General features: G+C 46.1%; 16 protein-coding genes and 1 pseudogene. 5 read left to right on the forward strand and 12 right to left on the reverse strand.

The features are described 5' to 3' along the window. Positions 1–46: 46 nt before the first annotated feature. Positions 47–955, reverse strand: coding sequence for a DNA-binding transcriptional regulator OxyR (oxyR, locus tag V1U08_RS22180; protein WP_014233154.1), 909 nt, complete (start codon positions 953–955; stop codon positions 47–49). A gap of 158 nt (positions 956–1,113) precedes the next feature. Here oxyR and V1U08_RS22185 point away from each other — a divergent pair, with 158 nt between their 5' ends. Then, positions 1,114–1,842: a redoxin family protein gene (locus V1U08_RS22185; RefSeq protein WP_014233155.1), complete on the forward strand. Its 729-nt coding sequence runs from the start codon at positions 1,114–1,116 to the stop codon at positions 1,840–1,842. A gap of 213 nt (positions 1,843–2,055) precedes the next feature. Here the strand turns inward: V1U08_RS22185 and argH are convergent, their stop codons facing one another. The 4 genes from argH to argC all read right to left on the reverse strand — a co-directional run bounded on the left by argH (position 2,056) and on the right by argC (position 7,298). Beyond that, positions 2,056–3,930 carry an argininosuccinate lyase gene (argH, locus tag V1U08_RS22190; protein ID WP_014233156.1) on the reverse strand — a complete coding sequence of 625 codons (1,875 nt, stop codon included), beginning with the start codon at positions 3,928–3,930 and terminating at the stop codon, positions 2,056–2,058. Positions 3,931–4,176: 246 nt separating this feature from the next. After that, positions 4,177–5,391 (reverse strand): argininosuccinate synthase, encoded by a 1,215-nt coding sequence (locus tag V1U08_RS22195; RefSeq protein WP_014233157.1) that lies wholly within the window; start codon positions 5,389–5,391, stop codon positions 4,177–4,179. 89 nt (positions 5,392–5,480) lie between these two features. Further along, positions 5,481–6,272, reverse strand: a complete 792-nt coding sequence (gene argB / locus V1U08_RS22200; protein ID WP_014233158.1) for an acetylglutamate kinase — start codon at positions 6,270–6,272, stop codon at positions 5,481–5,483. Between the two features lie 21 nt (positions 6,273–6,293). Beyond that, complete coding sequence (gene argC / locus V1U08_RS22205) at positions 6,294–7,298, reverse strand: N-acetyl-gamma-glutamyl-phosphate reductase (RefSeq protein WP_020334620.1); 1,005 nt, start codon at positions 7,296–7,298, stop codon at positions 6,294–6,296. A 144-nt stretch (positions 7,299–7,442) separates the two neighbouring features. On the opposite strand from argC, the gene argE reads away from it, so the two are divergent. From argE to V1U08_RS22220, 3 genes are all read left to right on the forward strand, one after another. Beyond that, the gene (gene argE, locus V1U08_RS22210; RefSeq protein WP_014233160.1) at positions 7,443–8,579 is read left to right on the forward strand and encodes an acetylornithine deacetylase; all 1,137 of its coding nucleotides are present in this window, start codon (positions 7,443–7,445) and stop codon (positions 8,577–8,579) included. 277 nt (positions 8,580–8,856) lie between these two features. Then, complete coding sequence (gene ppc / locus V1U08_RS22215) at positions 8,857–11,490, forward strand: phosphoenolpyruvate carboxylase (RefSeq protein ID WP_330471428.1); 2,634 nt, start codon at positions 8,857–8,859, stop codon at positions 11,488–11,490. 441 nt (positions 11,491–11,931) lie between these two features. Further along, positions 11,932–12,471 carry a PadR family transcriptional regulator gene (locus tag V1U08_RS22220; protein WP_014233162.1) on the forward strand — a complete coding sequence of 180 codons (540 nt, stop codon included), beginning with the start codon at positions 11,932–11,934 and terminating at the stop codon, positions 12,469–12,471. Positions 12,472–12,547: 76 nt separating this feature from the next. Here the strand turns inward: V1U08_RS22220 and metF are convergent, their stop codons facing one another. The 3 genes from metF to V1U08_RS22235 all read right to left on the reverse strand — a co-directional run bounded on the left by metF (position 12,548) and on the right by V1U08_RS22235 (position 17,290). Continuing rightward, complete coding sequence (metF, locus tag V1U08_RS22225; protein WP_014233163.1) at positions 12,548–13,444, reverse strand: methylenetetrahydrofolate reductase; 897 nt, start codon at positions 13,442–13,444, stop codon at positions 12,548–12,550. Positions 13,445–13,708: 264 nt separating this feature from the next. Continuing rightward, the gene (locus V1U08_RS22230) at positions 13,709–16,117 is read right to left on the reverse strand and encodes a bifunctional aspartate kinase/homoserine dehydrogenase II (RefSeq protein WP_330471429.1); all 2,409 of its coding nucleotides are present in this window, start codon (positions 16,115–16,117) and stop codon (positions 13,709–13,711) included. Between the two features lie 9 nt (positions 16,118–16,126). Continuing rightward, positions 16,127–17,290 carry an O-succinylhomoserine (thiol)-lyase gene (locus V1U08_RS22235; RefSeq protein ID WP_020334622.1) on the reverse strand — a complete coding sequence of 388 codons (1,164 nt, stop codon included), beginning with the start codon at positions 17,288–17,290 and terminating at the stop codon, positions 16,127–16,129. A 226-nt stretch (positions 17,291–17,516) separates the two neighbouring features. On the opposite strand from V1U08_RS22235, the gene metJ reads away from it, so the two are divergent. Continuing rightward, complete coding sequence (gene metJ / locus V1U08_RS22240; RefSeq protein WP_014233166.1) at positions 17,517–17,837, forward strand: met regulon transcriptional regulator MetJ; 321 nt, start codon at positions 17,517–17,519, stop codon at positions 17,835–17,837. Between the two features lie 113 nt (positions 17,838–17,950). Here the strand turns inward: metJ and V1U08_RS22245 are convergent, their stop codons facing one another. The 4 genes and pseudogenes from V1U08_RS22245 to V1U08_RS22260 form a co-directional block, all read right to left on the reverse strand. Further along, positions 17,951–19,222 (reverse strand): malic enzyme-like NAD(P)-binding protein, encoded by a 1,272-nt coding sequence (locus V1U08_RS22245; RefSeq protein WP_014233167.1) that lies wholly within the window; start codon positions 19,220–19,222, stop codon positions 17,951–17,953. Positions 19,223–19,432: 210 nt separating this feature from the next. Beyond that, a complete protein-coding gene (gene bfr / locus V1U08_RS22250; RefSeq protein WP_014233168.1) occupies positions 19,433–19,909 on the reverse strand; it encodes a bacterioferritin in 477 nt (158 codons plus the stop codon). Between the two features lie 96 nt (positions 19,910–20,005). Continuing rightward, positions 20,006–20,191, reverse strand: coding sequence for a (2Fe-2S)-binding protein (locus V1U08_RS22255; RefSeq protein ID WP_076633424.1), 186 nt, complete (start codon positions 20,189–20,191; stop codon positions 20,006–20,008). A gap of 334 nt (positions 20,192–20,525) precedes the next feature. After that, positions 20,526–20,599, reverse strand: a pseudogene (locus V1U08_RS22260) (elongation factor Tu); the annotation flags it as partial.

Consider the following 20,599-nt stretch of genomic DNA (forward strand, 5'->3'; position numbering starts at 1 on the left):
ACAAGGGGAGCCAATAGCTCCCCTTTTTTACATAAACTCATCGCTATTAAGCTGCAATAGAGGATGGGTAACTCGCCAGAATATCTTTGATCTTCGCCGCGAGTGCTTCAAATCGTGCACGAAGTGGTGAGCCAGGACGGTACACCAGAACAATTTTACGAGTGGGCGTCGGATTTACCGCTGGAATGTAACTAACGCCATCTTTTTGCTTTTCATGTGGCAGTGATAGCTGAGGTAGCAAAGTGATCCCAGCGCCTGCAGCCACCATATTACGCAGCGTCTCTAAACTCGTGGCTTTGAATCGCTCATCATCTTTTGCACCTGCCGCAAAACAAAAGCCTAGCGCCTGATCACGTAAGCAGTGGCCATCTCCGAGAGCCAGTACCGTCTTCCCCTTCAGGGACATCATGTCAATTTTATCTAACGATGCCCACTCATGATCGCAAGGCACTGCAACACTTAACGGCTCGTTATACACCTCGATCTCTTTGAATGGTTCGGTTTCTGCCACGGACGCCAGTACCAGACAATCCAACTTACCATCTTCCAACTGATGCACCAGTTGCTGGGTTTGCGCTTCATGTAGGAATAACTCCAGATCCGGAAATTCAACTTTTAGATCTGGCAGGATTTTAGGTAATAAGTAAGGACCGACTGTAGGTATAAAGCCAATATGCAATGGACCGGTCATCGCGCCATTTTGGCCGCTCGCCATATCCTTAAACATTTTCACTTCACTTAAAATACGTTTTGCTTGATCCACCAGTTGTAAACCAGAGTCAGTAAACAGCACTCGGCGGCTGCTGCGCTCCAAAAGCGTTGTTCCAAGCTCGTCTTCTAACTTACGAATTTGTCCGCTAAGGGTCGGCTGGCTGACAAAACATGCTTCTGCCGCCTTACGGAAGTGTTTATGTTCCGCAAGCGCGACGAGGTACTCAAAGTCCCTAATATTCATAACACACGATTCGCTTCTATTTAGTGATAGTTAACACCTATCAAAACCATAACACTAAACGATTACAGCTATCAAAAGATTTTTATCATAATAAGCCTAATCAAACAGAACAGATACGAGCCGAACGCTCACGACTAAAAAGAATTAAAAGGAACACTATGTCTATCTCTAAAGAAGGTCAGAACATCCCACAAGTTACTTTCCCTACTCGTCAAAACGGCAGCTGGGTTAATCTCACCACGGATGAGCTTTTCAAAAACAAAACGGTCATCGTATTCAGTTTACCAGGCGCGTTTACTCCGACTTGTTCTTCAAGCCATTTGCCTCGCTACAACGAACTGCTTCCAGTATTTAAAGAGCACGGCGTGGATGAAATTTTATGTGTATCAGTTAATGACACGTTTGTAATGAACGCATGGAAACAAGAGCAAGAAGCGGAAAACATTACCTTCATCCCTGACGGAAACGGTGAATTCACCGAGGGTATGGGAATGCTGGTTGATAAAAGTGAACTAGGCTTTGGTAAACGCTCTTGGCGCTACAGCATGTTGGTGAAAAATGGTGTGGTTGAAAAAATGTTTGTTGAACCTAATGAGCCAGGCGACCCGTTTAAAGTCTCAGATGCGGATACAATGCTCAACTACATCGCTCCTGACTACAAGACGCAGGAATCAATTACGGTCTTCACCAAGCCAGGTTGCCCATTCTGCGTGAAAGCGAAGCAGAACCTTATTGATAAAGGGCTTCAGTATGAAGAAGTGATCCTGGGTAAAGATGCAACGACAGTAAGCCTACGCGCGATTTCAGGCCGTACTACTGTGCCTCAGGTATTCATTGGTGGCCGACTCATTGGCGGCAGCGAAGAGCTGGAAACCTACTTAGGCTAAACCAGCCTCATTACTCAAATTACAGATAGAAAAAAGCCCCAAAATCAATATCGATTCTGGGGCTCTCTTAGATTCTTCTAAGAAAAAGCAGTGGTACTTTAATAGACCCGGCTTCCTCTTAAAGGTTCCATCTTTTTTCGAATTTTTTAGCAAATACTTATGTAACGATATCGCCACTCAGTTATGTCGTTGAATGCTAAAACGATCGACCATTTATGCTACATAACTTTTCTGGATCAACTGCTCGACCAAATTGATCTCCAGCGCAACTTCATCACACGCATGTTGACGAGGGCACTGGTCACAGTCTTTCAGTACTTTCTCCGGTAATAGAGATTTCGAAGTCGGTACAAAGTTCTGTTTCATAAAGAACTCAGGTGTTCTTGTTAACACAAAGACTTTTTTTATCGCCATTTGACGCGCTTTTTCCACTAAGTAGTTCACAATCGCACTACCCTGCCCCTGGCCTTGCCAGCCAGCTTCAATGCCCAGAGAGCGAACCTCGGCTAACCCAGAGTCATAGACATACAATGAAGCGCAACCAGTGACTTCACCATGATGCTCTGCGACCGCAAATGAGCCAATATCGCGCACCAATTCATTACGAGAGCGTGGCAGGTTTTCACCCAGGTTAGCCCAGTAAGCGACCATACCTTCTAACGTCTCAATGTCAGTCAAACGCGCAGGACGTACTTTAACTGCCGCATTATCACGCTGAATTAAACGCTTGTCTGCCTGATCAACCGCATAAGCCACTTGCTGTGGTGACACACCACCAAGCGCACAACGTTTTTCAAGACAAGATTCGATAGTAAGAATCTCATACACATCATCTTCAATGACGTCAGAGAATACTTTCAGCTCTTCTAAAGACAGCTCTTCAAGCGCGCAGCCTTTCTCAATCGCACCGACTACGGCAACACCAACAATATGGTGAGCTTCACGGAATGGAATACCTTTCGCAACAAGGTAATCAGCCAGCTCAGTCGCATTCGCATAACCCTGCTTCGCCGCTTCCAGCGTTCTTTCACCATTGACTTTGATACCATCGAAACACAACGCTGCCATTTCCATGCAATCGTTCCAGGTATCTAATGCGTCGAACAAACCTTCTTTGTCTTCCTGCATGTCTTTGTTGTATGCCAGTGGCAGCGCTTTAACGGTCATCATCATCGCAGAAAGCGCACCGTAAACACGGCCAGTTTTGCCACGGATTAACTCAAGTGCATCTGGGTTTTTCTTCTGTGGCATCAAGGATGAACCAGAAGTCACCGTATCAGCCAACTCGATGAAGTTCGACTCACCTGAGTTGTAGAAAATCATATCTTCAGCCAGACGCGAAAGGTGCAGCATAGAGATAGAAGCGACAGACATCAGTTCCATCACATGGTCACGGTCTGATACCGAATCCAGTGAGTTACGCGTTGCACGGTGGAAACCGAGATTGTGCGCCAGTTGCTCACGGTTGATTGGGTAAGCAGTACCCGCCAGAGCACCAGAGCCCAGTGGACAGGTGTCCAAACGCTGTAGTGCGTCACTCAAACGAGAGTGGTCACGCTCAAACATTTCAACGTAAGCCAGACACCAGTGAGCAAAGGTCACAGGTTGTGCACGTTGAAGGTGAGTGTAACCTGGCAATACCGTGCCTTGGTGTTGCTTAGCAACGTGGACCATTTGCGATTGCAGACGGTCTAAAGCAATCAATAATTGCTGACCTTGTTGACGACACCAAAGCTTAAGGTCGGTGGCTACCTGATCGTTACGTGAACGGCCAGTATGAAGTTTTTTACCTAAGTCACCCACTTTACCGATAAGTTGCTGCTCAACCCAAGAGTGGATGTCTTCTGCGTCAGAGCCTAGGATCTGATGCGGATCTTCCATCACTTCAAGTTTCAGCTCGTTTAAAGCGAGTTCAAGTTTCTGTTGTTCTTCTGCCGACAGCACATCGACAGACAGCAATGCCTTAGACCATGCAATTGAGCCTACAATGTCTTGCTCAGCCAATCGGTAGTCGAAACGCAACGAATCGTTGAATTCTTTGAATCTGGTATCTGCTGCTTGGGTAAATCTTCCGCCCCATAATGCCATTGCGTCTCTCCTGATGACTATTGCTAACTCTAAAGTACTCTAATTAGTGATGACTAAATTGATGGTCATTTGCTCACTTTTTCTTATAGGCCAACGTTACGGCAATTTGAAGAAAAAATAAAGTATAAATTCAATATTTTTACATATCTATTCACGATAATTTAGTTTCATACACATAAAAACGCGTTGAAAACAAAAAGACCTGCCAAACAATGGCAGGTCTTTTTAATCAATGATGAAATATGCTTATTTCTTCTGGCTGTTCAGAGCGCGGATACGGCTTGATAGCGAGTAAAGACGGATGAAACCACCAGCATGGCTTTGGTCGTAAACCTCGTCCTCACCGAAGGTAGCAAACTCTTCTGAGTACAGGCTGTTGTCAGAACGTTTTTGAGTAACCGTTGCCTGACCTTTGTATAGCTTAACAACCACTTCGCCATTCACATCTTGAGCAAGCTCTTCTGAAGCCGCTAGGATTGATTTACATAGCGGCGTGAACCAACGACCATCGTACACAAGGTGAGAGGCTTTAAGACCTAGCTCTTCACGGAATTCGAATGATGATTTGTCTAGCACTAGCTGCTCAACGGCACGCAGTGCTTCCATCATGATGGTGCCTCCCGGAGTTTCGTAACAACCACGAGACTTCATACCCACCAAACGGTTCTCTACGATATCGATACGACCAACACCGTGCTTCGCGCCTTTCTCGTTTAGGTAAACTAACGCATTGTATGGCGTCATTGCTTCGCCATCTACTGCAACCACGGCACCTTTCTCAACTTTTAGCGTCACGTATTCAGCTTCGTTTGGCGCTTGCTCTGGATCAACTGTCCATACCCAGCAATCTTCGTTTGGTGCATTCCAAGTATCTTCTAGCACGCCACCTTCGGTTGAGATGTGCCATGCGTTTGCGTCACGAGAGTAAATCTTAGTCAGAGACGCTGAACAAGGAATGTTACGCTCAGCCAGGTAATCCAGACATTGCTCACGGCTTACTAGATCCCATTCACGCCAAGGCGCAATAACATGTAGATCTGGTGCTAGTGCTGCAAACGCACCTTCAAAACGAACCTGGTCGTTACCTTTACCAGTACAACCGTGACACAGTGCGTCAGCGCCAACTTTACGAGCCACTTCAACCTGTGCTTTCGCGATGATTGGACGCGCCATTGAAGTACCTAGCAGGTATTTACCTTCGTAGTAAGCGCCAGTTTTTAGCGTTGGGTAGACGTAGTCTGCAACCATCTCTTCTTTCAGGTCCGCGATGTAACATTCAGATGCACCTGATGCTTTCGCTTTCGCTTCAATGCCTTCTAGCTCTTCTGCGCCTTGGCCTACATCAGCGACAAACGCCACAACTTCACAGTTGTAGTTCTCTTTTAGCCACGGGATGATTACTGAAGTATCTAGACCGCCTGAGTATGCGACTACTACTTTATTTACGTTCACTTTGCTCATTTTTTTCTCCAAATTTAACTGGCTCTGCTCTCGGCGGTCAGTGCCAACTACTTCCTAATGTTTAATTCTTTAAATTCTTTACTGCGACGTTATTGAGGCAGAAATTGCGTACCGATGCTCTGACCAGCAAATAGCTGCTCCAGCTTCTCAGGGTAACGCCAGGTTGCTACTTCGATAGGACGACCAAGATCATTGGCAGCCTCCAAAGCGGCTTTAACTTTGACGATCATGCCGTCAGTGATCACATGACCTTCGATCAATGCATCGGCTTCTTTTTCAGACAAGCTTTTGATCAAGTGACCTTTACCATCCAAAACGCCGCTTACATCTGAAAGCAGAACCAACTCCGCATCCAGTGCACCAGCAACCGCAACGGCCGCTTGATCCGCATTGACGTTCATCAGTTGACCTTCTTTTGTCAGGCCAATTGAACTGATGATTGGCAGCGCGCCAGTGTTTAAGATCGCTTGGATCAGTGTTGAATCACCCGGAGAGGCTTTACCTACTGCGCCCAATTCCGGATCGAGTTCTTCCACCTGGCATAAACCGCCATCCGCTAAGCTCATGCCCACTGCGTTAAGACCATCTGCAATCGCCTGACCTTGTAGTAACTTATTTGCTGTACCCGCTAGTGCTCCTGCAATAACTGGAATTTGATCGTATGGCGTCACGCGTAATCCGTGCTTCTTTACGGTTTCGAGCTGCAACTTGCTCATTAGCTCGTCCACCAAGTAGCCACCGCCATGAACGATGGCGATTTGTCGCTGCGCCGAACTTTGATAGGCCGCGATGGCACCAAAAAGTTGGCTTAAGGTTTTTGTGCAAGATAAAGCTGCACCGCCTAGCTTAATGACTAATGGAGCTTGATTGGTTTGCGTCATTGCTTTTCCCTCTATCAACGACTACAGCAACGCTGTCAGTTCTGGGTAACCGTAATGAATATTTAAACATTGCATCGCTTGACTTGATGCACCTTTGAGTAGGTTGTCGATGGCAGAAATCACAATCACGTGTTCGCCTTGAACCTTCCAGCCGATATCGCAGAAAGGCGTATTTTCAACATCCTGAATACGTGGAATACCATCGCCTTTTAGACGTACCGCAGGCTTGCCTTGATACGCTTGTTCGAACGCCTGAGTCACTTGCTCTGCAGTCACACCTGCGGACAACTTCATTGTGATGGTGGCTAGAATGCCACGCTTAAAGTTGCCCAGATGAGGCGTAAAAATCACATCACAACCCAAGTGTTGAGCGATCTCTGGTTGGTGACGGTGGTTGAACACTCCGTAAGGTTGCAGGCTCACTTCGCAGAAGCTGTTGGTCATCGACGCTTTTCTGCCTGCACCAGATACGCCACTCGTCGCGTTGATCACTGGCCATTGTTGAGTATCCAATAAACCACCTTCTAAAAGGGGCTTGATGGCCAATTGCGATGCTGTTGGGTAGCAGCCAGCTACCGCAACTAAAGGAGTGTTTTTAATTGCTTCGAAGTTCCACTCCGCTAAGCCGTACACCGCTTTATCTAGCCAGTTGTTAAATTGATGCTTGAAGCCATAGAACGTGTCGTAAAAGCCTTCGCTCTGAACACGGAACGCGCCAGATAAATCGAAAACCTGACATCCGGCATCAAGGAAAATTGGGGCGAGGTCATGGCTGACTTCATGTGCTGTTGCTAAAAACACCACATCAGATTCTTCAGCCACTTGTTTTGGATCGGTTAACGGATTCACTGGCATATCGATAACGCCAGCTAACTTGCCGTGCAGTTGGGCAATACTTTTTCCTGCATCTACACTGTTGGCGGAAACGTATAAACCTGATAGCGTGAGTTCTGGGTGTTTGTTAACCATTAAAGCTAACTCTGCGCCGGTGTAACCGCTGGCTCCGATAATCGTGGTTTTTAGCATTCTATAACATCCGTAAACTTAAAGGCTCAAGTGACTATTCATATTTAATTTTTGCTATATTTTGATTTTTTATTCATTAAATATGATTTAATATGTGTTTTACAGTTTTGTGCTCTGTCTGTCAATAGGAGATTTGAAGAATCCATGCAATTACCAACGTTTCTAGAGGTCTATGAAGGACTCATCAGCACCTCTTCGATCAGCTCCACCGACCCAAAATGGGACCAAGGCAATGCCAAAGTCATAGAGAAACTCGCATCCTGGTTCAAAGATCTTGGGTTCAGTGTGGAGGTGGTAGAAGTCGAACCAGGCAAACACAATATGATCGCACGTATGGGCGAAGGCGAAGGTGGCCTCCTCTTAGCCGGTCACAGCGACACGGTGCCATTTGATGAAGGGCGCTGGAACTTCGACCCGCACAAACTGACTGAAAAAGACAACCGCTTTTACGGTCTGGGTACGGCAGACATGAAAGGCTTCTTTGCGTTCATTTATGAAGCCGTCAAGAAAGTCGATTGGAGTAAACAGAAGAAGCCACTTTATGTATTAGCGACCTGTGATGAAGAAACCACGATGTTAGGTGCTCGACACTTTACCGCTAATGCGCCGTTTAAACCGGACTACTGCATTATTGGCGAACCGACCAGCCTGGTTCCAATTCGCGGCCACAAAGGTCATGTCGCCAACGCCATTCGTGTTACGGGTAAATCAGGTCATTCATCCGATCCTGCACTTGGCGTTAACGCCATTGAGATCATGTATGAAGTGATGTTTGCCATGATGCAGCTGCGCGATAAGTTAATTAAAGAGTACCACCACCCGGGTTTTGCTATACCTAACCCAACATTGAACTTGGGCCACATTCACGGTGGTGACAGCGCAAACCGTATTTGTGGCTGCTGCGAATTGCATTACGACGTTCGCCCTTTACCTGGTATTAGCTTAGATGGTCTGGAGAACATGCTGCGCGGAGCTTTAAAAGAAGTGGAAGCCAAATGGCCGGGACGTATTGAGATAGTACCTCTGCACGAATCGATTCCGGGTTACGAGTGCCCTCATGACCACCCGTTCATTGGTGGCGTAGAAGAACTGTGTGAAACCAGCTCTCAAACCGTGAACTACTGTACAGAAGCGCCATTTCTACAGGAACTGTGCCCAACCTTGGTACTTGGACCGGGCTCTATCGATCAGGCCCACCAGCCAGATGAGTTTCTTGCTTTTGATTTTATTGACCCGACCATTGATGTACTGTCTAAAGCAATGGTCAAATACTGTTGTTAGCGAAATAAAAAGACAACGTACCTGTACAGCTCCGATGAGCTGTACAGACGGTTATTTATCACCACAATGAGTTAACCGTTAACACTAATTTAACTTGTTATTTTGTAATTAATTTTCATTTATTACGCCATAGGCCTAGTAACTTTGCTCTAAATCAGGAGAGAAGCGGAATAATTACAAACATAGTCGGCTTTATTTGACTAGAACTGGTGCTTTTCGCTAGATTGGTGTCTTAACAAGGACAATGGATGTAGTTTTTTTACGAGGCAGGACGACAATGAACGAGAAATACGCCGCACTCAAAAGCAATGTGCGCATGTTAGGCCACTTACTGGGTAATACCATTCACGATGCCCATGGCGAAGAAATCTTCGAGAAAGTGGAAACTATTCGTAAATTATCCAAATCAGCCCAAGCAGGAAACCAAGCAGACAAAGAAAGCTTGATAGAAGAAATTAAACACCTTCCTGATGAGCAATTGACACCAGTCACTCGAGCTTTTAACCAATTTCTAAACCTCACGAATATTGCTGAGCAATACCACACGATTTCACGTCACTGTGAAGAGCACATCTGCGAACCAGACGCGATCAACTCGCTATTTTCTAAACTGGTACAAAACGATGTTAGCAAGCTTGATACTGCTCAGGCTGTACGTGACCTGAATATTGAACTGGTACTGACGGCTCACCCAACTGAAATCACTCGTCGCACCATGATCAACAAACTGGTGAAAATCAACGAGTGTTTATCAAAGCTAGAGTTAAGCGACCTTTCATCGAAAGAGCGCAAGAAAACTGAACGTCGTCTGGAACAGCTGATTGCCCAAGGCTGGCACTCAGACGTCATCCGCCAACAACGTCCGACACCGCTTGATGAAGCGAAATGGGGCTTTGCTGTTGTAGAAAACTCACTATGGGAAGCCGTACCTGAGTTTTTACGCGAGATGAATGATCGTCTGGAATCTTATCTTGGCGAAGGTTTACCAATCGACGCACGTCCAGTGCATTTCTCCTCTTGGATGGGCGGCGACCGTGACGGCAACCCGTTTGTTACGCACAACATCACGCGTGAAGTTCTGCTTCTATCGCGTTGGAAGGCGGCAGATCTTTATCTAAATGACATCAACGAACTGATCAGTGAACTGTCGATGACAGTCAGCAACGATCAAGTGCGTGAACTGGCTGGAGATGATCAACACGAACCATACCGTGCGATCCTCAAGCAGCTTCGCTCTCTGCTCAACGAAACCAAAGATATTCTTGATGCGAAGATCAATGGTCAGAAGCTGGCAGTCAAAGCACCACTACAAAAAGTAGAACAGCTTTGGGAACCTCTATACGCGTGTTACCAATCACTACACGAGTGTGGTATGGGTGTAATCGCAGATGGCTCATTGCTTGATACTCTGCGCCGCGTGAAAGCATTTGGTGTTCACCTAGTTCGTCTGGATATTCGTCAGGAAAGTACTCGTCACGCAGATGCACTATCTGAGTTGACTCGCCATCTTGGTATTGGCGACTACCAGCAGTGGAGTGAGCAAGACAAGCTTGCGTTCCTAACCAATGAGCTAGCTTCCAAACGCCCTCTTCTACCTCGTGACTGGGAACCATCTGAACCAGTTCAAGAGGTTTTGGACACCTGTAAGATCATTGCTGCACAATCTCGTGAAGCATTCGGTGCTTACGTTATCTCCATGGCACGTACCGCGTCAGACGTACTGGCAGTTCACTTACTGCTACAAGAATCTGGCTGTCCTTACCGTATGGATGTCTGTCCTCTGTTTGAAACCCTGGACGACTTGAATAACGCTGAGTCAGTTATTAAACAACTGATGGATATCGACCTATACCGTGGCTTTATCCAAAACCACCAAATGGTCATGATTGGCTACTCTGACTCTGCAAAAGATGCGGGTGTTATGTCTGCAGGCTGGGCTCAGTACCATGCAATGGAGTCTCTGGTTAAAGTTGCTGAAGAGGAAGGCGTGGAACTGACATTATTCCACGGCCGTGGCGGTACGGTTGGTCGTGGTGGTGCTCCTGCGCATGCTGCGTTACTGTCTCAGCCACCTAAGAGTCTTAAAGGTGGCCTGCGTGTTACCGAGCAAGGCGAGATGATTCGCTTTAAGCTGGGTCTACCAGACGTTGCCGTAAACAGCTTTAACCTATACGCCAGCGCGATTCTGGAAGCGAACCTGCTACCGCCACCAGAGCCAAAACAAGAGTGGCGTGATCTGATGGAAGTGCTGTCTCAGGTGAGCTGTGAAGCGTACCGTAGCGTTGTACGAGGCGAACCAGATTTTGTACCTTACTTCCGTCAGGCGACCCCAGAACTGGAACTCGGTAAACTGCCACTGGGATCGCGCCCTGCGAAGCGTAACCCTAAAGGTGGTGTAGAAAGCTTACGCGCCATTCCATGGATCTTCTCATGGAGCCAAAACCGTTTGGTTCTGCCAGCATGGTTAGGTGCCGGTGAAGCAATCCAGTACTCGATCGACAAAGGTCATCAAGCGTTACTGGAAGAGATGTGTCGTGAGTGGCCATTCTTCTCAACGCGCCTTGGCATGTTAGAAATGGTGTACTCGAAGTGTAACATCGATATCTCTCGCTACTACGACCTGCGCTTGGTTGATGAGTCACTTCGTCCATTAGGCGAAAGATTACGAGAGCAGCTTCAGAAGGACATCAAAGCGGTTCTGAATGTAGAAAACAACGAGAACCTGATGCAGCATGACCCGTGGGGTCTGGAGTCCATCCGCTTACGTAACATCTACGTTGAGCCATTGAATATGCTTCAAGCCGAGTTGCTGTATCGTACACGTCAAAATGAGGAAGCATCAGCAGACCTTGAAGAAGCGCTAATGGTGACTATTGCGGGTATCGCGGCAGGTATGCGTAACACTGGTTAAAATAGCCTGTTACTTGTAACAGATTATGATATAAAAGGCTGAGCAATCGCTCAGCCTTTCTTATACCCATCAAATTGAACAGCAATTAACCAGATAAAGCCCCTAAAAACAACCCAAAAAGAACCAATAAATCAGAATAAATAACCACAAAAACACATTACTGAGTATTATGTTAGTTTTTTAGTGTTATTCTTTCCTAGTATTCCACTTCATGCTTATTATTTATATACTACTCGCCTTGCTGAGAGCGAATAAATCCAACCATATCAGCTCCAGCCTTGATGGGTTCCACCCATCTTTCTAGGTGATAAACGGCTTTAAGGTGACAGGACCAACATTTGTTGGTGCTACTTATGCATAAAAACTCAAAACGCCATTAAGAGCGCAGCTGAAAGTATAAGTAGCTTGTTTACAAGTTTATTGACCATTTGGATTGAAGACATGTCATTACCACACGTAATCTTAACTGTGCTTAGCACGCGCGATGCAACCGGTTACGATATCACAAAAGAATTCTCAGCTAGCATTGGTTACTTCTGGAAAGCGAGCCACCAGCAAGTTTACCGTGAGCTAAACAAAATGGCTGAGAAAGAACTGGTTACTTGCGTACTAGAGCCTCAAGAAGGCAAACCAGACCGTAAAGTGTACTCCATCACAGATGCTGGACGTAGCGCACTAGGTGAATGGTTTGATCAGCCAACTGCACACCCAACAGTTCGTGACGAGTTCTCAGCGAAGCTGATGGCTTGTGCTGTGCAACCGTCTGCACCTTTCCGTGAGCAACTGTCTGAACTGGTTGAAGAGTCACGCAAACTGGTTTCTCACTACAAAGAAATAGAAGCTGCATACTACGCGACGCCGTCTACTCTGGATAAACAAGCACGTCTGGAGCGCCTGACACTGCGCCGCAACCTTCTACTACGCGAAACGTGGATCACGTGGGCAGAAGAAGTGCTAACTGAACTTGAAGTTATCGGCTAATCCACTTCAAACAGCTCATAGCTTAACAACAAAAAAGGCTTGCCATTGGGCAAGCCTTTTCTTTTTCACTCACGTTTTAGACTGCAACTTGAGGACGTACACCCAAGGTGTGACACAACGCGTAAGTCATCTCAGCTCGGTTTAGAGTGTAAAAGTGGAAGTCTTTCACACCTTCACGGCTCAGTACACGCACCATATCAATCGCCTGACTTGCACCAACTAGTTGACGAGTAACCGGATCATCGTCCAGCCCTTCAAACTGTTTGCTCATCCAGCCTGGAACTTTTACGTTATTTTGCGCAGCAAAGCGAGACGCCTGTTTAAAGTTAGATACTGGCAAGATACCCGGTACGATTTCTACGTCGATACCAGCGACAACACAGCGGTCACGAAAACGTAGGTAAGACTCTACATCGAAGAAAAACTGAGTAATCGCTCGGTTAGCACCTGCATCCACCTTACGCTTCAGGTTTAGCAGATCAGCCTGTGCGCTTTTTGCTTCAGGATGCACTTCTGGGAAAGCTGCAACTGAGATATCGAAATCATGACGAGACTTCAACAGTTCAACCAGGTCAGATGCGTACATATCAGGAGCGCCGCCACCTGGTGGAATATCACCACGTAGTGCGACGATATTTTCGATACCGTTGTTCCAGTAATCATCGGCAATCTCAATCAATTCTTCACGAGTCGCATCGATACAAGTCAGGTGCGGTGCTGCCACTAAGCCTGTTTCTGATTTGATTTCTTTGATGATGGAATGAGTTCTGTCACGCTCGCCTGAGTTAGCTCCGTAAGTAACTGATACAAACTTAGGCTTGAGTGTTTTTAGACGGTGCACAGAGTTCCATAGCGTCTCTTCCATCTTTTCATTGCTTGGCGGAAAAAACTCAAATGAAACATTAATATTGTCTGACAATTCAGCGATATTCTGGTTTAAGGCATCGATATGGCCTGCGTGCGTGTAACCCATCTTACTCTCCCTGTGGCAACCCGCCACGAAATCAAATTCTCAAATCGACGTTTAGACGTCTATATGTCTACAGAATGTATTGAATACGATTTAATGTCAACCTTGTGATTATGAATTTTTTTCACGTTAATGATGAGGATAGTTCAAGTTGATTATTAGCTAATATTTATCCACAAAAATAGTTCGCCAATAACGGTTCTGAGATTAATTATGGCACCAAGACAGGAATAAAAAACCCCGGATGAATTCCGGGGTTTTGAGTGTTTAGAATAGCCCAGCAAGGCGGTTTAAATCGGACTGAATCGCCCCTGCCGTAACTTCACGTCCAGCGCCAGGACCGCGGATAACAAGCGGGTTGTCTTTGTACCACTTGCTCTCAATAGCAAAAATATTGTCGCACGGCAGTAGGTTAGCCAGCGCATGCTCACGGGATAAGGCTTCAATGCCGACGGTCGCTTTGCCATCTTTCTCTAAACGCGCAACGTAACGCAGTACCTGATCGTTTTTCTGCGCTTTGGACAAACGTTCTTGCAGAGTCTGGCTCAGCAGTGCGGCGTTATCAAAGAACTCATCTAAGCTCAGCGTGCGCAGTTCTTCAGGAACTAACGATTCTACCTTTACGCTTCCCGGCTCGATGTCCAGACCAGACTCACGGGCCAGAATAACCAGCTTACGCATCACATCAGAGCCATCTAAGTCAGAGCGAGGGTCAGGTTCTGTTAATCCTTGCTGCCAGGCTAAATCCACTAACTCGCTGAATGGCACTGAGCCATCAAACTGTTGGAATAACCATGAAAGCGTACCGGAGAAAATACCAGAGAGTGCAATAATCTCATCACCACTCTCACGAAGATCGCGCACCGTATGGTTGATTGGTAACCCAGCACCTACCGTAGCGTTGTACAGCCAGTGACGTCCAATTTTGGCAAACGCATCCTGGACCTGATGGTAATATTGACTATCAGCTGAACCTGCGACTTTATTCGCTGAAATTAGGTGAATGCCTTGCTGAGCGATATCAACGTAACATTTCGCTAATTCCTGACTGGCGGTGACATCGAGGACCACAGCTTCATCGTAGTCCTGCAAAGCACCAAGACGAGATAACCAAGAGCCGTCGTTTGCAATACTTTCGTCATTGAAGCGTGCTGAAACACTGGATGCATCAATGCCTTGGCTATCAAACCAATACATTTGGCTATCAACCACCGCGACTAAGTCAAAGCTCATGCCATGACGTTTTTCAAGTTCATTCTTCTGTGAAGCGAATAAACTCAGCCAGCTCGAACCGATATTCCCTTTACCGCATAATGCGACAGCAACGCGCTTCTGTGCCTGAAATAACTGGCTGTGAACCGTCTGTACCAGTTCTTCGGTATCAGTGTTACGTAATACTGCTACCAGGCTTAAACCAGACTCCGTCTCAGAGATAAATTCCACCGGAGAGTGTTTCAGCTTTTGCTGAAAACCAAAACAGTGGTTGGCATTAGTTGTCACACCAGCGCCTACAGCAGCAATCAGAGAGTAACCCTCAGTGAGGTTAATCTCCGCATCCAGATCAGATTCCTGTAGATACTTGAGTGCACCGCCAGCAATTTCTGCTGTGTATGCCAGTCGTAATATCTGCTGTTCAGGCTGAGCTTCAAATGCCAGTGGCTCCAACTGAACGCGTTTTAGGGATTCCAGAACATCACTCTGTGCTTTCTCAAAGTCATGTCCATGCGCAAATGCTAGCTGAACCAATAGCACGTCATCCAGTGAGGTGATGATTTTCGCCCCGCGACCAGAAGCCAGAACTCGCTCAATGCGGGTCGAACCTGACTCTGGCAGGTAACTGCATTTAAGGCTCAAGTCCATGGTACTTTGAGCCACAGGCTGCAAGGTTCGGCTGTGCAGTACTGGCGCAGCTAAACGAGCCAGCTCACTCGCTTCATCCAGTCTTAAGAGTGGTAGTAAACATGCATCTGATACCAGACGAGGGTCTGCGCTATAAACGCCCGCTACATCACTCCAAATCGTCACTGTACTCACTTCTGCAAGCGCACCAATCACGGTTGCAGAGTAGTCTGAACCGTTACGGCCAAGCAGAACAGTTTCACCGTTATCGTTTTGTGCCATGAAGCCGGTAATGATCACACGCTTGTGACTATGTTGTGCCAGTGCCTCTTTGATAAGCGGATATGAACGAGCACGATCAACTTCTGGTTGAGTACCCGCTTCTGCGCGTAGGAATGCTCGCGCATCTTGCGCTACAGCAGGCAGTTGCTTTTGCGTCAGTAAAGCGGCCAGTAATCGAGAAGACCATACTTCTCCGTGGCCTAATACCGCCGCCTTTTGCGCTTCGGTTAGCGGAGAGGTCAGTTCCGCTAATGTACTGAATTCATCTTGTAAGGAGGCAAGCAGCTGTTCTTGCGCGTCTCCCTCTAATAACTCTTCAATGAGACTGATTTGAAACTGTCTCAAGCTCTGCAAAGCTTCATGCGCAATTCGACCATCTTTTTCTAAGCCTTCAAGGAACTCAATCAGGCGGTTGGTTGTTTTACCTGCTGCAGAGACCACCACCAAGTCATTTTCTGCAGAGTATTCCTTGAGAATTCCCGCTACACGTAAATAACACTCTGGGTTTGCCAGGCTGCTACCACCAAACTTGTGTAGCTGACGTTGTACAGTCATTATTAACTCCTATTGCTGTGCAGATTTAGTGAATGCTTGTTCTAGGTCGGCAATAAGATCTTGTGCATCTTCTAGCCCTACAGAAAGGCGCAGCAATTGCTGTGATACACCCGCTTCAGCCAAGGCTTCTTCACCCATCGCGCGATGCGTCATAGATGCTGGGTGACAAATCAAGCTTTCTACCCCGCCCAGAGACTCTGCAAGTGAGAACAACTGAAGCTCTTTAACAAAGGCTTTAAGCTGCTCAAACGAGCCCGCAAACTCAAAGCTCAACATAGAGCCAAAACCAGACTGTTGCTTTTTAGCAATCTCATGGCCAGGGTGCTGTGGAAGACTTGGATGATAAATTTTCGCCACCAAAGATTGCTTCTGCAGGTAAGCCAGCACCTGCTGTGAGCTTTCTTCATGCACTCGCATGCGCGCACCTAAGGTACGAAGACCTCTCAAGGTCATGTAGCTATCAAAAGGTGTGCCTGTCGCACCAATACAGTTACCCCACCACGCTAACTCTTCTGCATGCTCTTCCGTTTTAGCGATAATCACACCACCAATGACATCTGAGTGTCCATTGATGTATTTCGTTGTAGAGTGAATAACAAAGTCAGCGCCTAGTTCTAATGGCTTCTGGTACACAGGAGTCAAAAAGGTATTGTCTACGGCGACTAATGCGCCAACCTGCTTCGCTTTTTCACACACGACAGCAACATCGACAACACGAACCAGAGGGTTAGATGGCGTTTCTAGCAGAACCAGTTTTGGTTTCTGTGCTAATGCCGCATCCAGCGCCTGTTCGTCAGTTTGATCGACAAACAGCACCTTGAAATCGCCTTTGTTTGCACGAGTGTTAAACAGACGATAAGTGCCCCCATAACAGTCGTTTGGCGCAACAATAAGATCATCAGGTCCAATAAAAGCAGACACCCATAAGTTCAGTGCGGACGTACCACAGTTAGTGATGACAGCCCCTTTACCTGACTCCAACTCAGACAATGCACTTTCTAATAATCCACGGTTTGGGTTACCAGAGCGCGTGTAGTCGTACTTAGGCACTTCCCCAAACGCAGGAAAGCCGTAATTCGTTGAAAGGTAGATTGGTGGAACGACAGCATGGTATTGAGTGTCAGACTCAATACCAGTGCGTACAGCAATAGTTGCAGGCTTACGGGAACTCATGGGTGTATCCTTTCACAGGTGATGACTTCTAAATGGGAATGCGCTATATCTAAGTGGTCAGATTCAATGAATTGCACACTTCCCTTACTGTTCTTGTCACTTTACTCGCCAAAAATTAAGACGTCAACACTTCTAGACGTCTATATGTCTTTGCTTATGGCAGTAAATGCAGCTAAAATCAGCACCTCAATTAGTTTTTAACCTATTACAAATATGAAGGTACGCAATGGCTGACTGGAATGGCGAATACATTAGCCCATATGCTGAGCATGGAAAGAAAAGCGAACAAGTAAAAAAAATCACTGTATCTATCCCGCTGAAAGTTTTAAAAGTGCTAACTGATGAACGTACTCGTCGTCAGATCAATAACTTACGCCACGCAACCAACAGCGAACTCCTATGCGAAGCATTCCTACATGCGTATACGGGTCAGCCACTTCCAACGGACGAGGACCTTCGTAAAGATCGCCCTGACGATATTCCGACTGAAGCAAAAGCTCTGATGACCGAAATGGGCATCGAATTTGAGTCATTTGACGAAGAGTAATTAGGAGCACGTTGAATACACCAAACGGTTATTTAGCGCCTAATACTAAAAATGACATAAAAAAATGGGACGCCATCGCGTCCCATTTTTTGTACATCGTTTAAATCTTTGTCTTACTCTGCCATGTAGTTTTCAGGCATTTCAATACGAGCAACACCAGAGTCAACCGCCGCTTGAGCAACAGCTTTTGCAACGCGAGGCAGTAAGCGAGCATCCATTGGCTTTGGAATAATGTAGTCAGTGCCGAACTCAAGCTTATCTACACCCGCCGCTTTCAGTACCGCTTCTGGCACTGGCTCTTTCGCCAATTGACGAATAGCGTCAACCGCAGCCAGTTTCATCTCATCGTTAATTTCGCTTGCGCGCACATCAAGCGCACCACGGAAAATAAACGGGAAACACAGTACGTTGTTTACCTGGTTCGGGTAATCACTGCGGCCCGTGCCCATAATTAAGTCATCACGAACTTCATGTGCTAGCTCTGGCTTAATTTCAGGATCTGGGTTTGAACATGCGAAAACAATCGGCTTATCCGCCATCAGTTTTAATGCTTCAGGTGGAAGCAGGTTTGGACCTGATACGCCAAGGAACAGGTCAGCACCTTCAATTACATCTTCTAAAGTACGCTTGTCGGTGTTATTTGCGAATAGCTCTTTATACTCGTTAAGATCATCACGGCGAGTATGAATCACGCCTTTACGATCCAACATGTAAATCTTTTCACGCATCGCGCCACATTTGATCAGTAGTTCCATACACGCTACTGCAGCCGCACCGGCACCAAGACAAACGATCGTAGAGTCTTCAAGCTTCTTACCTTGCAGCTCAATTGCGTTCAGCATGCCAGCGGCCGTTACGATAGCGGTACCGTGCTGGTCATCATGGAATACAGGCACATCACAGCGTTCGATAAGACGCTTTTCAATTTCGAAACAGTCTGGCGCTTTAATATCTTCAAGGTTAATACCACCGAAGGTATCAGCAATGCTTGCTACGGTATTAACGAACTCGTCGATCGTGCGGTGTTTTACTTCGATATCAATCGAATCAAGTCCAGCGAAACGCTTAAACAGTAGCGCTTTACCTTCCATTACAGGTTTAGAAGCAAGCGGACCTAAGTTACCCAAGCCAAGAATCGCGGTACCGTTAGAAATAACGGCAACCATGTTACCTTTCGCGGTGTACTTGTATACATTGTCTGGGTTTTGTGCGATTTCACGTACAGGCTCAGCTACACCTGGGCTGTATGCTAGTGCAAGATCACCGGCGGTTTCTGCGGGTGTTGTCAGCTCGACTGCAATCTTCCCTGGGGTTGGGTATGCATGATAGTCAAGGGCTCGTTGGCGCTGCTCTTCTTCGGGAGTTACTGCTTTGTCTTCAGACATGTGGGCGTTTCTCTTTTTATTTTTTAGGTAAGGGGGAATAAATTCTAATGGATAGAAGTCAATCTTCATAGGTAAGATTGCGAGCAATATCCTTAAAAAATCGATATTAAAAGAGATTAGACCAGATAAGCAGGAAAAGCACCCAACTTTTAAGTCAGGTGCACTGCTGTAAGCATCAGATTTGTAAACATAACGAGGAAATTGCCGAGATTATTCCTCATCGACATACTGCGCTTGCAGATAATTTTCGATGCCAGACATCTCGATTAAGCCAAGCTGAGTCTCAAGCCAGTCGACATGTTCTTCTTCATCTTCGAGGATATCCTGAAACAAATCACGTGAAACGTAGTCTCGAATATCTTCTGCGTAAGCAATCGCATCTTTTAAATCAGGAATAGCGGCCATTTCCAGTTTAAGATCGCATTCAAGCATTTCTTTGGTATCTTCACCGATCATCAGCTTGCCGAGATCTTGCAGGTTAGGTAAACCTTCTAAGAATAGAATACGTTCAATGAGATGATCGGCATGCTTCATTTCATCAATAGACTCGTGATATTCCTTATCAGCCAGGTGCTTTAAACCCCAGTCTTTATACATACGAGCATGAAGAAAATACTGATTAATAGCGACGAGTTCGTTACCAAGTATTTTGTTGAGATGTTGGATTATGATTGGATCGCCTTTCATTGACTAGCCCCTCCTCTATTTAGGCTTCATTTAAATGTAGAAGCAAATGAGAAGGTGTCAAAAGGCTCAGCGCTTTCACCAGAGCAATTACAGTGATTAGCTAGCTTGTTTTAGTTCGGTGTAGTGTTCTGCTAAAATTTCTTTGGCTTGTCGGATGCACTTCCCGCATTGGCTACCCAAAGCTGTACATCGCTTTATTCCCCTGATATCCGTTATGCCTTCATCAACTGCCAACTTCCTAATTTTCTTGTCAGAAACACCATGACAAAGACATACAAACATACTCAAAACCCATAAACAGTAACTATCGAAAAAACAATATAAACAAGAATAGTTCTTGTTACCAGTCGTATTGAAAGGTCAATTCAGAACATTTGGTTATATTAATCTTGGAAGAATAAGAAAGGATCAAGCACTTAGAATGCAGAGATAAAATGAAGATATTGGTAAGAGGGTAACACGCTGTTTTAAAGAAAGAAAAAGTAGGATCGTTTTTTATCTGCTTATAACTGAATGGATCATTAGATATGAAAAAGGGAAGCCAAAGCCTCCCTTTTTCTGCTGCGTTTTCTTCAAGATGAAGAAACGTGCGAGATTTCGTTTAATTCGTTAAGAATTAGTCGAAGATCTTAGCAACAACACCAGCACCTACTGTACGGCCACCTTCACGGATCGCGAAACGTAGACCTT

This window comes from Vibrio sp. YYF0003, assembly GCF_036350715.1.
In the GTDB taxonomy this organism is placed as follows: domain Bacteria; phylum Pseudomonadota; class Gammaproteobacteria; order Enterobacterales; family Vibrionaceae; genus Vibrio; species Vibrio natriegens.

Coding starts and splice junctions, on each gene's coding strand:
- argC (WP_020334620.1), bottom strand. CDS start 7,298: ATGCTAAAAACCACGATTATCGGAGCCAGCGGTTACACCGGCGCAGAG.
- ppc (WP_330471428.1), top strand. CDS start 8,857: ATGAACGAGAAATACGCCGCACTCAAAAGCAATGTGCGCATGTTAGGC.
- argH (WP_014233156.1), bottom strand. CDS start 3,930: ATGGCATTATGGGGCGGAAGATTTACCCAAGCAGCAGATACCAGATTC.
- V1U08_RS22230 (WP_330471429.1), bottom strand. CDS start 16,117: ATGACTGTACAACGTCAGCTACACAAGTTTGGTGGTAGCAGCCTGGCA.
- V1U08_RS22185 (WP_014233155.1), top strand. CDS start 1,114: ATGTCTATCTCTAAAGAAGGTCAGAACATCCCACAAGTTACTTTCCCT.
- metF (WP_014233163.1), bottom strand. CDS start 13,444: ATGGGTTACACGCACGCAGGCCATATCGATGCCTTAAACCAGAATATC.
- V1U08_RS22220 (WP_014233162.1), top strand. CDS start 11,932: ATGTCATTACCACACGTAATCTTAACTGTGCTTAGCACGCGCGATGCA.
- oxyR (WP_014233154.1), bottom strand. CDS start 955: ATGAATATTAGGGACTTTGAGTACCTCGTCGCGCTTGCGGAACATAAA.
- bfr (WP_014233168.1), bottom strand. CDS start 19,909: ATGAAAGGCGATCCAATCATAATCCAACATCTCAACAAAATACTTGGT.
- V1U08_RS22255 (WP_076633424.1), bottom strand. CDS start 20,191: ATGTTTGTATGTCTTTGTCATGGTGTTTCTGACAAGAAAATTAGGAAG.
- argB (WP_014233158.1), bottom strand. CDS start 6,272: ATGACGCAAACCAATCAAGCTCCATTAGTCATTAAGCTAGGCGGTGCA.
- V1U08_RS22245 (WP_014233167.1), bottom strand. CDS start 19,222: ATGTCTGAAGACAAAGCAGTAACTCCCGAAGAAGAGCAGCGCCAACGA.
- V1U08_RS22235 (WP_020334622.1), bottom strand. CDS start 17,290: ATGAGTTCCCGTAAGCCTGCAACTATTGCTGTACGCACTGGTATTGAG.
- argE (WP_014233160.1), top strand. CDS start 7,443: ATGCAATTACCAACGTTTCTAGAGGTCTATGAAGGACTCATCAGCACC.
- V1U08_RS22195 (WP_014233157.1), bottom strand. CDS start 5,391: ATGAGCAAAGTGAACGTAAATAAAGTAGTAGTCGCATACTCAGGCGGT.
- metJ (WP_014233166.1), top strand. CDS start 17,517: ATGGCTGACTGGAATGGCGAATACATTAGCCCATATGCTGAGCATGGA.